Origin of the sequence: Bacillus cereus group sp. BfR-BA-01523, assembly GCF_022662615.1 — a bacterium.
In the GTDB taxonomy this organism is placed as follows: domain Bacteria; phylum Bacillota; class Bacilli; order Bacillales; family Bacillaceae_G; genus Bacillus_A; species Bacillus_A mycoides.
On sequence record NZ_JAKUDX010000002.1, the window covers coordinates 371,181 to 384,832 of the forward strand.

Here is a 13,652-nt window from a genome sequence, read left to right on the forward strand (position 1 = left end):
TACATATGGAAGATATCCTTAAGTTATTATTTGAAACAATTGAAGAACGAAAGAAAAATCCACTCTCTGAATCATATACGAATTATTTATTTTCAAAAGGTGAAGATAAAATTTTAAAGAAAATTGGTGAGGAGTGCACCGAAGTAATTATTGCGTCTAAAAATAATGATAAAGAAGAAATAGTAAAAGAAATGGTTGATGTGTTCTATCACTGTTTTGTTCTATTAGCCGAAAAAAATATTCCATTAGAAGATGTCATGCAAGAAGTGAAAGAAAGAAATGGAAAGCTTTCGCGAGTAGGGGACAGAAGAGAAATAGATACATTATAAGGGGGAATATGGATGAAAGTGGACTATCACATTCATTTAGAAGAAGGACCATATTCAATAGGGTGGCTAGCTAAAATAAATGATGCGCTACAATATTTTGAACCGCTTAAAGAAGAAAAACATTCTATGGAATGGCTTATGAAAACACAAGAACGCCTGCAAAGACGTGTGAAGGAAGGTCCATTTACAGCGAAATGGATTGATTTATATTTAGAAGAAGCTGTGCGAAAAGGTATAAAAGAAGTTGGTATTGTCGATCATTTATATCGTTTTCATGAAGCGAAAGGATATTATGAAAAGTATGTAGATATTAGTGATTCTAGGCTTGGTCGCCTGCAAAAAGAATGGTTAGATCAAGTAAGAGTAACGTCTATTTATGATTTTACAAAGGCGATTGAAGAGGCAAAAGAGCGATGGAGTAAACGAGGGATAACGCTCAAACTTGGAATTGAAGCGGATTATTTTATCGGGGGTGAACAAGAGTTAAAAGGTTTACTAGCATTAGGAGACTTTGATTATGTAATCGGTTCGGTCCATTTTATAGATGGATGGGGATTTGATAATCCAGATACGAAAGAGTATTTTGGTACGCATGAGTTACATACTTTATATCACACGTTTTTCGCTACAGTTGAAAGTGCTGTTCGTTCCGAGCTTTTTGATATTATAGCTCACCTCGATAACATAAAAGTATTTAATTACCGGTTAGATGAGAATGAACAGCTTTCTTATTATAAGGAAATTGCTCGTGCGTTAGTGGAAACAAATACAGCAACAGAAATAAATGCGGGATTGTACTATCGATATCCTGTGCGCGAAATGTGCCCAAGTCCGCTTTATTTACAAGTATTAGCTAAGCATGGAGTTCCGATTACTCTATCCTCAGATGCCCATTATCCGAATGATTTAGGAAAGTATGTGGAAGAGAATATAAAGACATTACGCAATCATGATATTTCTCACATAGCTACATTTACGAAACGAGTAAGAACGATGAGATTGCTTGAAGAAGAAGTAATAATTTCAAAATGAAACACGATTTTTTGATGAAAATCACCCTTTTTGTTCAAAATAAGAAAGAATGAAAAGGAGGATGAAAAATGGTGAAACAACAAAATAAACAAAACGTACAAGCGGCAGATCAAGCCTATACTTCTGAAACAAATACTACTGCTAACTCAGTTATTGAGGAACAAATTAGCGATACAGTTGCAGAAGGAACAATCGATGCGAAGCTTGGGAAAGAATCGCAAGAAAAAGCGTAAAAAGAGGGGAGAGTTGCATCTCCTCTTTTTTTATGGAAAAGTGTCGATTTTCAAAACTATAATCAAATTCCTTGGTTTTTATATGTAGATTTCTTACAATGAAATATAAGAGATATCATATTTTGTATAGAAGAGGTGTTAGTAGTGGCGAAAATATTAGTAGCAGGGAAAATTCCAGAAATCGGATTAGAATTATTGAAAAATCATGATGTAGAAATGTACAATAAAGAAGAATTAATTAGTGTAGAAGAGTTAGCAGAACGTGTAAAAGATAAAGATGCACTTTTAAGCTTACTTTCTACGAAGGTATCGAAAGAGGTTATTGACGCAGCACCAAACTTGAAAATTATCGCAAATTATGGTGCTGGTTACGATAATATTGATTACACATATGCAGGAGAAAAAGGAATTGCGGTAACGAATACACCGAAAGTATCAACTGAAGCGACAGCAGAATTAACATTTGCACTTCTTTTAGCAGCTGCACGTAGAATTCCTGAAGGTGATACGTTATGTCGTACAACTGGATTTAACGGATGGGCACCGTTATTCTTCTTGGGCCGCGAAGTACACGGTAAGACAATCGGAATTATTGGCCTTGGAGAAATCGGGAAGGCAGTTGCAAAGCGTGCGAGAGCATTTGGAATGAATGTTTTATATACAGGACCAAATCGAAAGCCTGAAGCTGAAAGTGAACTGGAAGCGACATACGTAACGTTGGAAGAATTATTACAAACAGCGGACTTTATTACAATTAACTGTGCTTATAATCCGAAATTACATCATATGATTGATGAAGAACAGTTTAAAATGATGAAGAAAACAGCATATATTATAAATGCTTCACGTGGACCAATTATGAATGAATCAGCACTTGCTCATGCACTAAAAACGAATGAAATTGAAGGTGCAGCTCTTGACGTATTTGAATTTGAACCGAAAATTACAGAAGAGCTAAAAGGATTAAAGAATGTAGTACTTGCTCCTCACGTAGGAAATGCAACATTCGAAACACGTGATGCAATGGCTGAAATGGCAGTAAGAAATATTTTAGCTGTATTAAATGGTGAAGAACCTGTAACACCTGTAAATCAAAAGGTATTAGTTACAAAATAAAAAAGAAACCTTCCGAAATACGGAAGGTTTTTTTATTTTTCTTTATTCGCTTTTTTAGAAGGTCTTTGTCTAATAAATTGAGATAACATATACAAAATGTATAGTGGAATGGCAATGAATAAGAAAACAGAAATGTTGCCAAAACTTGTTTGGTACATTGTGATAATAATTCCAACTAAAAATAGTGTAATAATTATGCTATATCGTGGAATTGGTACATCTTTTAAACTTGGGATACGAACACGGCTCACCATTAAAAATGCGAACGTTACAAATACGGTAATGAGAACAATTTTTGGAATGGTATGTGAAAATAATGTTAAGAAAGCAACAAGCCCTCCTGCTGCAGTAATCGGAACTCCAGTGAAATATTTCATAGAAGTAGAAGATGGTGTTACATTAAATCGTGCTAAGCGATATGCTCCGAACAGAGGGAATAATCCCGCTATGTATAGTCCAATGATTCCATAGTTGGAAAAAGATGTGTAATACATTAAAACAGCAGGTGCTGCGCCAAATGTTACAACATCCGCGAGTGAATCAAGCTCTTTTCCCATTTGTGAATCAACGCGTAATAAACGAGCGACACGACCATCAAGACTATCTAACATCATCCCGATCAGTACTAAAATAGCAGCTGATTTATAATATCCTAAAGATGCATAGCCGATTGACAAAAATCCGCTATATAAATTCCCGAGCGTAAATAAGTTTGGAATAGCTGCTCTATACAAAATCTGATCCCTTGCTTTCTGTTATAAATTCTTAATTAGTGTATGAAAGTTTACTTATTTTATCATACCATAAATTTCTTTCTCATACGAAAAAAATTCCCAATTTGTGAAAGATTGTATAGAAGAGAAATTTGAAAAATAAGTAAAAAAAGGAAGCAACTTTTGTAAAGTTGCTTCCTACACTATTCAAATTTCGTTGTCATCGTTCCGGTTTTATATCGATTGTTAGGATCAAATCTTAATAAATCTCCATAAATGAGTTTGTCGGATAATTTTAATTCTGTTTTTGCTTTTTCAATATAAGGCTGACATAGTGTTAAATCAGCTTCTTCACCTGTGCTTCTTTTATAGCACATATTTTTTGTATAAACATAATCTTCCGAAACAAAACTGCCGTCCCGCATTACCATAAGAGGGTCTTTTTCTTTCGTAAATAAGTCTGTTCCAAATTCTACGGATTGATTTGTTTTAATACCAAGTAAATGAAGTAACGTTGGTTTAATATCAATTTGACCAGATACTTTAGAGATGACTTTTCCTTCTTGGCCAGGCACATGAATAATGAGAGGGACGCGTTGTAATTGCATAGAATCAAACGGTGTAATAGCGTCTTTCCCAAGGAACTGAGCCATAGCTGCATTATGGTTTTCAGAAATGCCGTAATGATCACCATAAATGACAATAACGGAATTATCATATAGTCCTTCGTCTTTCAATTGTTTAATAAATAATTTAAGAGCTTCATCCGTGTAACGAACGGTTGGGAAGTAGCGATTTAAAACACCACTTTCGGAATTAAATTCATCAACATATTGATCTTCTGGATTTAGAAGAAATGGAAAATGGTTTGTTAACGTAATAAATTTTGTATAGAACGGTTGTGGTAAAGATTTTAACTTTGGAATAGATTGCTCAAAGAACTCTTTATCTTTTAATCCCCAACCGACAGACATTTGTTCCGTTCCTACGTAATCATTTAAATTAAAGTAACGATCATATCCAAGCGCAGGATACATTACGTCACGATTCCAAAACGTTTTATCGTTTGAATGGAAGACAGCAGAAGAATATCCGTATTTCTTTAATTGTTCTGGTGTGGCAGTGTATTCATTTGTTGCATGAGTAAAGAATACAGAACCACGGTCTAACGGATAAAGGGAATTTTCAACGATAAATTCAGCATCAGAAGTTTTACCTTGTCCCGTTTGATGATAGAAGTTATCGAAATAAAAACTATCTTTTATAAACTCATTTAAAAATGGAGTAATCTCTTTTCCATTTATTTTTTTATTAATAACAAAACTTTGTGTAGATTCCATTGAAATTAAAATTACATTTTTACCTTTTGCAGCTCCAAATAAGTTTTTATCAACTTGCTTATCTTTTGAGTCTGTATAGTTTTTAATTTCAGAGAATCCATCGCCACTTGCAAATACACGTTCAGCCGAAGATTTAGATTGAAGTGTAATATCAAATAGATGATATGTGTATAAACCTAGATTTTTCACGACAGTTTGACGATCAAACGAGCGTGAGAACATTTGTGGTTTATATATAACTGAAACAACAATTTGTAGTGCTAATAATACTGTTACACCGCTAAAGAAAGTTCGCTTCTCAGAGCGAGAAAGGGGTGTTTTATCACCAAATGATGGGAATTTACGCGAAATAAACATTAAAATAATTGCGTCTGCAAATAAAAGTAATGTTTTATACGTAAAGAGTTCTTTTATACTCGTCCCTAAGTCAGCCATATTATTTGTTTGGAATAAAACAGGGAAAGTAACAAAATCGTTATAGAACCCGTAAAACATTGCATTTCCAAATAAAATAAATGACAGTATAAAACTAATTACAATAATAATTCGGTTTCGGTACTTAGATGCAAGTAAAGCGAAACCAAAAAATAAAAGTAACGAAGCTAGTGGGTTAATAAAAAGCATAAACTCTTCAAAGAAGTTATCAATTCTAATATCAAATGCTAGCTTGTACACAATATATGTTTTTATCCATAATAAAACGACTGCAACTAGTGCAAATCGCAGTTTTGGAAACAGATTTTGTAGCATAATATACTCCTCTCCTAAAAGCATGACGGTTCTTGTGAGCCGGTTTGATTAGCGCCTCATTTTATATATACGAACAGTCCTTTGTTATTATGTTTATTATACTATGAGTATCATTATACGAAAATAAAAGAGAGTTGTGGGCTTTTTTATAATAATTGAGTAGAAAAAGGGCAGTGGGAGACAATAAAACGGAGTTTCTATGTATGATAATTATCGTGCGCAAAAAGAATCGAGTAATAAAACGGAGGTTATAATGCGAAAATTATTATATTTTATAGTATGCAGTAGTGTTATACTTTTTGCTTCACCGAGTGTATCGGTAGCACAATATGATGCACCCCTTATGGAAGATGCCCTTTATTCTGTTTTATTTCCAAAAATAAATAAGGCAATTGAAAAACAATATGGGAGCTTGAAGCCTTATCAATGTCCTAAAATTATTAGTTTAAAAAAAGTGTATAGTGGTACATATTTATTTCAAGCGAGTATTGAAGTAACGAAGTATGAACAGGTTGGTGGGAAAATTGTTCCACCATTTGAGAAGATAACGATTACATTTAATAACGAAGAGGGCGAATGGGAAGTGACAAAGGTTTCAGTAAAGCGCTTACCAAATGAGGCAAAATTAAACTGTAAAAAAACAATATAAAAAATTGTTTGACAAATAAAATGGTCCTTTGGTATTGTTAATAGCAACAATTAGATGTTTGAAAATTAAATAGACTTACCTCATCTACTCTCAAAGGTAGAGGCCGCGATAGGAAAGAGTAAGCTATGGGAGATTTAATGGAATCTGTGATCATAGGTTGAAAGGGACTATTGCCGAAATATAAGAATAACCATCTTATTCATATATTGGGACTGCATTGAATAAATGTAGTACTGTCATAAGATTTATTTTATGAAGAGCTATTTGGAGATGTTGATGCGGTTTCTTATTTTGAGAAGATAACAACTCGTTTATTTTTTCAATATATATTTTTCCTAATAAGAAACGCGTGTGAACATTGTTCCGCGCGTTTTTTGTCTATCTAAAAGCGTGCTGCAATGAATAGAAGATTGGGGTTATGAGTTTTAGAGGAAATAAGGGAGGAATTTAAATGTATTTACACGGCACAAGCCGAATCAATGGGCAAGGACACTTAGAAATTGGTGGGTGCGATACGACGCAACTAGCAAAACAATACGGAACACCACTTTATGTATACGATGAAGAGTCTATTCGAGGAAAGTGCCGCGCGTTTCATCGTGCTTTTAAAGAAAGTGGTTTCTCTTATCAAGTAGCATATGCAAGCAAGGCGTTCTTGTGCATGGAGATGTGCCGAGTAGCTCGTGAAGAGAATATGTCTTTAGATGTTGTTTCTGGAGGAGAATTATATACTGCGCTCCAAGCTGGTTTTCCGGCATCGCGTATTCATTTTCACGGAAATAATAAAACAGAAGAAGAAATGATTATGGCTCTTCAGGCGAATATCGGTTGTTTTGTAGTAGATAATTTCTTAGAATTAGAAATCTTACATGATTTAGCAATGCAACATGGGAAATTTGTGAACATATTAATCCGTGTAACGCCTGGAGTAGAGGCACATACACACGAATATATAACAACAGGTCAAGAGGATTCGAAATTTGGATTTGGTGTTTCAAATGGTCAAGCGATGCAAGCAATTGAGCTTGCCTTGCAAAAATCAAATTATAATGTGCTAGGAATTCACTCGCACATCGGATCACAAATATTTGAAACGGCTGGATTTGTTCGAGCAATTGAAGTACTCCGCCAATTTTTAGAAGAAGTGAGAGAGCGAACACATTATGTGATGAAAGTATTAAATGTGGGCGGAGGTTTCGGTATACGTTATACGGATTCAGATACACCGTTAACACTTGAAACGTATGTGCACGCTGTAACAAGTACGATAAGAGAACAATTTACATTATGTGAATATCCGCTTCCAGAAATATGGATTGAACCAGGTCGTAGTATCGTAGGTGATGCGGGAACAACACTTTATACAGTCGGAGCGGTGAAAGAGATTCCTGGCATTCGGAAATATGTTTCAGTCGATGGTGGAATGACAGATAATTTAAGACCAGCTCTATACGGAGCCCGTTATGAGGCGATGTTGGCGAATCGAGGGAATGATGAGAATGAGGAACTCGTTTCGATTGCTGGGAAATGCTGTGAAAGTGGAGATATGCTGATTTGGGATATTAACTTACCGCAAGTTGCTTCTTCTGATTTACTAGCAATTTCTTGTACGGGGGCATATGGGTACTCGATGGCGAATAATTATAATCGTATTCGTAGACCAGCTGTCGTCTTTGCAAAAGGCGGGACGTCACAAATTGTCGTAGAACGTGAAACATATGAAAATATCATTGGGAACGATCGCATACGTATTAAAGAGCTGGTGTGAATGAGAAAGAAGGAGTTGTCTAGTAAAGGCAACTCCTTTTAAAAAAAGAAAAATAATTAAATATATCGGAAAACTAGGATTGAAAAAAATCAGAATTGTGATAAAATACAAATACAAAGCTTATCAAGAGAAGCTGAGGGAACTGGCCCTACGAAGCTCGGCAACCTGCTTATAGAAAGCAAGGTGCTAAATCCAGCAAAATGGAATCCATTTTGAAAGATAAGGTAAAATATATTACCGAACAGTCTTTTCGAAATGGGAAAGATTTTTTTTATGAATAAAAAGGGGGGCTGTTTGCGTGAGCGTACGGGAGCATTTTGATGAAGTATCTGAGAAAATTCAAGCGATGCTTGCTGATATGAAATATGGTTCCATTACAATTGTTGTGCAAGATGGAAAAGTGATTCAATTAGAAAAAAGTGAAAAGGTTCGTTTAAAGTAAAAAGCGCTGACTAGAAAAACTAGAGGCGGTTTTAATCTATTTTTAATAGGTTAAAGCCGTCTTTTTGCTTTTACAGGGGGAAAAAACATGTTGACGTACGAAACGTGGAAAGAAAATAGTGTTTCATTTTCTGAAGAAGATGAAACGAAAGGCGCGCTATCGGTATTAAGTTGGGCTTATAACGAATATAAAGATGAAATTGTATATGCATGTAGCTTTGGGGTGGAGGGAATGGTTTTATTGCATCTTATAAACCAAGTAAATCCATCTGCTAAAGTTGTATTTTTGGATACAAATGTTCATTTTCAAGAAACGTACGAATTAATTAAGAAGGTACGCGAGAGATTTCCTTCATTAAATATTATAGAAAAACAGCCAGAACTTACACTCGATGAACAAGCGAAGCTTCATGGAGAGAAGTTATGGGAAAGTAATCCGAATCTTTGCTGTAGTATTAGAAAAATTTTACCGTTAGAAAAATCATTAGCAGCGGAAAAAGCGTGGATATCAGGCTTAAGAAGGGAACAATCAGAAACGCGTAAGCATACACAGTTTATAAATCAAGATCGTCGTTTTCAATCTATTAAAGTTTGTCCGCTCATTCATTGGACTTGGAAAGAAGTTTGGCGATATGTATATAAACATAGTTTGCCGTATAACCCATTGCATGATGCTGGCTATCCGAGTATTGGGTGTGAGAAATGTACATTACCTGTAGGTGATGGTGGCAACTCAAGAGATGGAAGATGGGCTGGGAAAATGAAGACGGAATGTGGCCTTCACTTTCAATGAGATAGATTTTGAAATAAAGCTAAGAAGGGATATAAGAAGATGAGTACAACAAATGAATTAGTAAACCGCATTGATGAAACATATGAAATATCGAACATTATAAAGGAAATCGAGATAGACAAAATTGCACTTAGTGATTTAGAACTTTTGGCGACAGGAGGATATAGCCCTCTTACAGGATTTTTAGGGAAGAGAGATTATGATTCAGTAGTAGAAACGCTGCGTTTAGCAAATGGTAGCGTATGGAGTATACCGATTACACTACCGGTAACAGAAGAAGTAGCCGAGAAACTGCAGGCTGGAGAGGAAGTAAAACTTGTCAACGCAGGAAATGTATATGGTGTTATTCAAATAGAAGATATTTTTGTACCAGATAAAGAAAAAGAAGCGTTACTTGTATATAAAACGACGGATGAAGCACATCCAGGTGTGAAAAAATTATATGAACGACCAAACGTTTACGTTGGAGGAGCTATTATTCTTACAAAACGCTTTGGAAATAATCCGTTTCCTTCTTATCATTTAGATCCAATTGAAACGAGAGAAGAATTTAAAAAACGCGGTTGGAAAACAGTAGTTGGATTTCAAACGAGAAACCCAGTACATCGTGCCCATGAGTATATTCAAAAATCTGCCCTTGAAATTGTAGATGGTCTCTTTTTAAATCCGCTCGTTGGGGAAACGAAGTCAGATGATATTCCTGCTGATGTAAGGATGGAAAGCTATGAAGTGTTACTTCAAAACTATTATCCGAAAGATCGTGTCTTTTTAGGTGTATTTCCTGCAGCAATGCGTTACGCAGGACCAAGGGAAGCGATATTTCATGCACTAGTAAGAAAGAACTTTGGTTGTACCCACTTTATTGTAGGGCGTGATCATGCTGGGGTAGGGGACTATTACGGAACATATGAAGCGCAGGAAATCTTTACGAATTTTACAGTAGAAGAGTTAGGGATTACGCCGTTATTTTTTGAACATAGTTTTTACTGCACGAAATGTGAAGCAATGGCTTCAACGAAAACATGTCCGCATGGAAAAGAAGACCGTGTCATTTTATCGGGTACGAAAGTACGAGAAATGTTAAGGAATGGTGAGATTCCGCCAAGTACATTTAGTCGTAAAGAAGTAGTGGAAGTGCTAATTAAAGGTTTGAAAAAAGAAGTAGTAACAGAATAGGGAGAGAATGAGATGGATACGAATATTACTTGGCATACAGCTTCTGTTTCAAAAGATGAGAGAAGAGTGAAGAATGGGCATCACAGTTTTGTAGTTTGGTTTACTGGTTTATCAGCTTCGGGCAAATCTACAGTAGCGAATGCGGTTGCTCGTAAACTATTTGAAAAGAATATCGGAAATTATGTGCTAGATGGGGATAACATTCGGCACGGTTTAAATAAAGACTTAGGTTTTTCTGAAAGTGATCGTATGGAAAATATAAGACGTATTGGCGAAGTGGCGAAGCTATTTGTAGATCAAGGTACTGTTGTCCTTACAGCGTTTATTTCACCATTTCAAGTAGATCGAAAACAAGTTAGGGATTTATTAGCGGCAGATGAGTTTATAGAAGTGTTTGTAAAATGTCCAATTGAAGAGTGTGAAAAACGTGATCCAAAAGGGTTATACAAAAAAGCGAGACAAGGTGATATTAAAGAGTTTACTGGTGTTGATTCACCGTATGAGGAACCAAAACAAGCAGAATTAATTGTAGAAACGCACAAGTATTCTATTGAAGAATGTGCAGAGCAAATTGTGAAGTACTTGCAAGAGCGTAGTTTCATATAGGGGGATAAAAGATGAGTTATGAAAAAGTGTGGGCTAATAATGAAAAATTAAATCAAACAGAGAAAAAGAAATTAGAGAAAGACGGATTAGAAATCTTTAATGATATTCCTTACTATGCGGAGAATGGATTTGAATCTATTCCGAAAGAAGAGTGGGACGCTTTTAAATGGGCGGGATTGTATTTGCAAAGGCCGAAAGAAGCGGGCTATTTTATGATGCGTGTCAACATTCCTTCTGGAATTATTACAAATGCGCAGGCAGAGGTGTTGGCTTCCATTGCTGAAGATTATGGGCGTGATGTGTTAGATATTACGACAAGACAGGCGATTCAGTTTCATTGGTTAGAAATTGGGCAAATTCCGGATATTTTTAAGAGGTTAGCTAGAGTTGGTTTATCTTCAGCAGGGGCATGCGGTGATATTACGCGTAATATTACAGGTAATCCACTTGCTGGAATTGATGCGAATGAACTATTTGATACAACATCGATTGTTAAAGAAATATACGATTACTTCCAACATAATGAAGAGTTTTCTAATCTACCACGTAAATTCAAAATGTCTATTAGTTCTAACATTTATAATTCAGCAAATGCAGAGATTAACTGTGTGGCGTTTACACCTGCTACGAAAGAAATAAATGGTGGGGAAAAGGTTGGGTTTCATATAAAAATAGGCGGAGGATTATCAGCTCGTCCATACTTAGCGGAAGAATTAGATGTATTCGTTTTACCAGAAGAAGTGAAGGCAGTGTCGATTGCAATTGCTACTATATTCCGTGATTTTGGATATCGTGAAAAACGCCACTTAGCACGTTTGAAATTTCTTGTCGCTGACTGGGGCGCTGAGAAATTTAAAGAGAAACTAGTAGAATACACAGGCCCATTGCAAAGTAAAGGGGAAAGTGCTCTCAAAGGCTGGAATGCAGGATACTTTTATGGCGTTCAAGATCAAAAACAAGCAGGATTAAAGTATGTCGGCTTTAATGTACCAGTAGGGCGTTTACACGCAAAGGAAATGTTTGAGATTGCAAGAATTGCAAAGAAATATGGAAACGGGCAAATTCGAACTTGTAACTCACAAAACTTCATTATTCCGAATGTTCTGCCAGAAAATGTTGCAGGATTATTAAGTGAACCGTTGTTTGAAGCAATTTCAGCAAATCCGAAATCGTTTATCGGTCATGCGGTTTCATGTACTGGCATTGAGTATTGCAATCTTGCGTTAGTAGAAACGAAAGAAAGATTACGCAAAATGGCAGAGTACTTAGATACACAAATTGCACTCGATGTTCCAGTTCGAATTCATATGGTAGGATGCCCGAACTCATGTGGTCAACGTCAAATTGCTGATATTGGTTTGCAAGGGATAAAACTGAAAACGAAGGAAAAGGGAATCGTTGAGGCGTTTGAAATATATGTGGGCGGAACACTATTAGACGGAGGAGCATATAACGAAAAGTTAAAAGGGAAAATAGATGGAGAAGATTTGCCGGATGTTCTCGTGTCCTTTTTAAGTTATTTCCAAAAGAATAAATTACTAGCCGAAACGTTTTATGATTTCGTAGGACGTGTTGGAGTGGAAGAATTACAAATTGTACTAAATCGTGTATTAGAAGAAGTAATAGCATCTTAGGAGGGGCAATATGGACTTATATCGATTTGAAGCTGTATTAGTAAATAGTATTGTTCCAATTGTTGTCGTTGCTCAGAGTGAAGAACAGGCATTTAAGCTTGCGGAAATTGAGCTTGAAAAACATTTTTTACCGTTACCAGAAGTGAAAGAGATTTCTTTGTTTGAAAAAAAGAAGATTCGAAAAGGGGCGGCATTTGTTATTCATGAGTAGAGAACATGTAATACGAAATAATAGTAACTTCCATTCGTGATTAAGAGTGGAAGTTTCATTTTATAGTAGAAATGAGGAGAGATTATGGGGAAGGTTTATATCGTCGGGGCGGGTCCTGGTGATCCGGACTTAATTACTGTTAAAGGGTTGAGATGCATCGAGAAGGCTGATGTTATATTGTACGACCGTCTCGTAAATAAAGAATTGCTTTCTCATGCAAAGCCTGAAGCGGATTTAATTTATTGCGGGAAACTCCCAAATTATCACACGATGAAGCAAGAGACGATTAACACATTTCTTATTAAATATGCGAAAAAAGGAAAAGTTGTAACGAGACTTAAGGGCGGAGATCCATTTGTATTTGGAAGAGGTGGAGAAGAAGCTGAAGCGTTAGCGAAGCAAAGTATCCCATTTGAAATTATTCCTGGTATTTCAGCTGGTATAGCTGCTCCTGCTTATGCTGGAATTCCAGTAACGCATCGCGATGCAAGTGCAAGTTTTGCTGTTGTGACAGGGCACCGGAAAGAAGGGGCTGAAGAGGAAGTGAAGTGGGAAAGTTTAGCGAAAGGTGTAGATACATTAGCGGTCTATATGGGGGTTAGTAATTTACCTTACATATGTGAACAACTAATAAAACATGGAAAAGATCAAAGTACACCTGCCGCTATCATTGAGTGGGGAACGACATCTATGCAGCGTACTGTTATAGCGACGTTAGGAACAATTGTAGATGTTGCCAAAAAAGAACGAATTCAAAATCCAAGTATGATTGTTATTGGAGAAGTTGTCCGTTTTAGAGAAAAGATACATTGGTTTGAGAAACAAACGGAAAATGCATATCAAGTAAGCGGAGTATTGTAA

The 13,652-nt window shown here is 36.0% G+C and carries 15 protein-coding genes and 2 riboswitches; of the genes, 13 read left to right on the top strand and 2 right to left on the bottom strand.

The annotated features are described in order from the left end of the window. The first annotated feature begins 5 nt into the window (after positions 1 to 5). The 4 genes from hisE to MR066_RS06340 all read left to right on the top strand — a co-directional run bounded on the left by hisE (position 6) and on the right by MR066_RS06340 (position 2,710). Positions 6 to 329 carry a phosphoribosyl-ATP diphosphatase gene (gene hisE, locus MR066_RS06325; RefSeq protein WP_002011702.1) on the top strand — a complete coding sequence of 108 codons (324 nt, stop codon included), beginning with the start codon at positions 6 to 8 and terminating at the stop codon, positions 327 to 329. Positions 330 to 341: 12 nt separating this feature from the next. Continuing rightward, a complete protein-coding gene (locus tag MR066_RS06330) occupies positions 342 to 1,361 on the top strand; it encodes a histidinol phosphate phosphatase domain-containing protein (protein ID WP_002011701.1) in 1,020 nt (339 codons plus the stop codon). 68 nt (positions 1,362 to 1,429) lie between these two features. After that, positions 1,430 to 1,594, top strand: coding sequence for a YozQ family protein (locus MR066_RS06335; protein WP_242246239.1), 165 nt, complete (start codon positions 1,430 to 1,432; stop codon positions 1,592 to 1,594). Positions 1,595 to 1,729: 135 nt separating this feature from the next. Beyond that, the gene (locus MR066_RS06340; protein ID WP_002011699.1) at positions 1,730 to 2,710 is read left to right on the top strand and encodes a 2-hydroxyacid dehydrogenase family protein; all 981 of its coding nucleotides are present in this window, start codon (positions 1,730 to 1,732) and stop codon (positions 2,708 to 2,710) included. A 32-nt stretch (positions 2,711 to 2,742) separates the two neighbouring features. Here the strand turns inward: MR066_RS06340 and pssA are convergent, their stop codons facing one another. Together pssA and MR066_RS06350 are read right to left on the bottom strand one after the other, a co-directional pair. After that, positions 2,743 to 3,444 carry a CDP-diacylglycerol--serine O-phosphatidyltransferase gene (pssA, locus tag MR066_RS06345; protein WP_002011698.1) on the bottom strand — a complete coding sequence of 234 codons (702 nt, stop codon included), beginning with the start codon at positions 3,442 to 3,444 and terminating at the stop codon, positions 2,743 to 2,745. A gap of 182 nt (positions 3,445 to 3,626) precedes the next feature. After that, entirely contained in the window at positions 3,627 to 5,513 is a 1,887-nt protein-coding gene (locus tag MR066_RS06350) for an LTA synthase family protein (protein WP_002086724.1), read from the bottom strand. A 253-nt stretch (positions 5,514 to 5,766) separates the two neighbouring features. On the opposite strand from MR066_RS06350, the gene MR066_RS06355 reads away from it, so the two are divergent. The 9 genes from MR066_RS06355 (at position 5,767) to cobA (ending at position 13,652) form a co-directional block, all read left to right on the top strand. After that, positions 5,767 to 6,162, top strand: coding sequence for a DUF3888 domain-containing protein (locus MR066_RS06355; protein ID WP_242246240.1), 396 nt, complete (start codon positions 5,767 to 5,769; stop codon positions 6,160 to 6,162). Between the two features lie 89 nt (positions 6,163 to 6,251). Next, a riboswitch (Lysine riboswitch) is annotated at positions 6,252 to 6,433 on the top strand. A 180-nt stretch (positions 6,434 to 6,613) separates the two neighbouring features. After that, complete coding sequence (gene lysA / locus MR066_RS06360; RefSeq protein WP_002126306.1) at positions 6,614 to 7,930, top strand: diaminopimelate decarboxylase; 1,317 nt, start codon at positions 6,614 to 6,616, stop codon at positions 7,928 to 7,930. A gap of 117 nt (positions 7,931 to 8,047) precedes the next feature. Beyond that, a riboswitch (SAM riboswitch) is annotated at positions 8,048 to 8,156 on the top strand. 72 nt (positions 8,157 to 8,228) lie between these two features. Then, a complete protein-coding gene (locus tag MR066_RS06365) occupies positions 8,229 to 8,372 on the top strand; it encodes a YezD family protein (RefSeq protein WP_000116159.1) in 144 nt (47 codons plus the stop codon). Positions 8,373 to 8,459: 87 nt separating this feature from the next. Then, positions 8,460 to 9,164, top strand: coding sequence for a phosphoadenylyl-sulfate reductase (locus MR066_RS06370; RefSeq protein WP_242246241.1), 705 nt, complete (start codon positions 8,460 to 8,462; stop codon positions 9,162 to 9,164). A 39-nt stretch (positions 9,165 to 9,203) separates the two neighbouring features. Next, the gene (gene sat / locus MR066_RS06375; RefSeq protein WP_242246242.1) at positions 9,204 to 10,340 is read left to right on the top strand and encodes a sulfate adenylyltransferase; all 1,137 of its coding nucleotides are present in this window, start codon (positions 9,204 to 9,206) and stop codon (positions 10,338 to 10,340) included. Between the two features lie 12 nt (positions 10,341 to 10,352). Next, complete coding sequence (gene cysC / locus MR066_RS06380) at positions 10,353 to 10,946, top strand: adenylyl-sulfate kinase (protein WP_002030679.1); 594 nt, start codon at positions 10,353 to 10,355, stop codon at positions 10,944 to 10,946. Positions 10,947 to 10,957: 11 nt separating this feature from the next. Then, positions 10,958 to 12,580 (top strand): nitrite/sulfite reductase, encoded by a 1,623-nt coding sequence (locus MR066_RS06385; protein WP_242246243.1) that lies wholly within the window; start codon positions 10,958 to 10,960, stop codon positions 12,578 to 12,580. Positions 12,581 to 12,590: 10 nt separating this feature from the next. Then, on the top strand, positions 12,591 to 12,791 hold the full coding sequence (locus MR066_RS06390; protein WP_000366913.1) for a DUF3906 family protein: 201 nt from the start codon (positions 12,591 to 12,593) through the stop codon (positions 12,789 to 12,791). 84 nt (positions 12,792 to 12,875) lie between these two features. Further along, positions 12,876 to 13,652: a uroporphyrinogen-III C-methyltransferase gene (gene cobA / locus MR066_RS06395; protein ID WP_242246244.1), complete on the top strand. Its 777-nt coding sequence runs from the start codon at positions 12,876 to 12,878 to the stop codon at positions 13,650 to 13,652.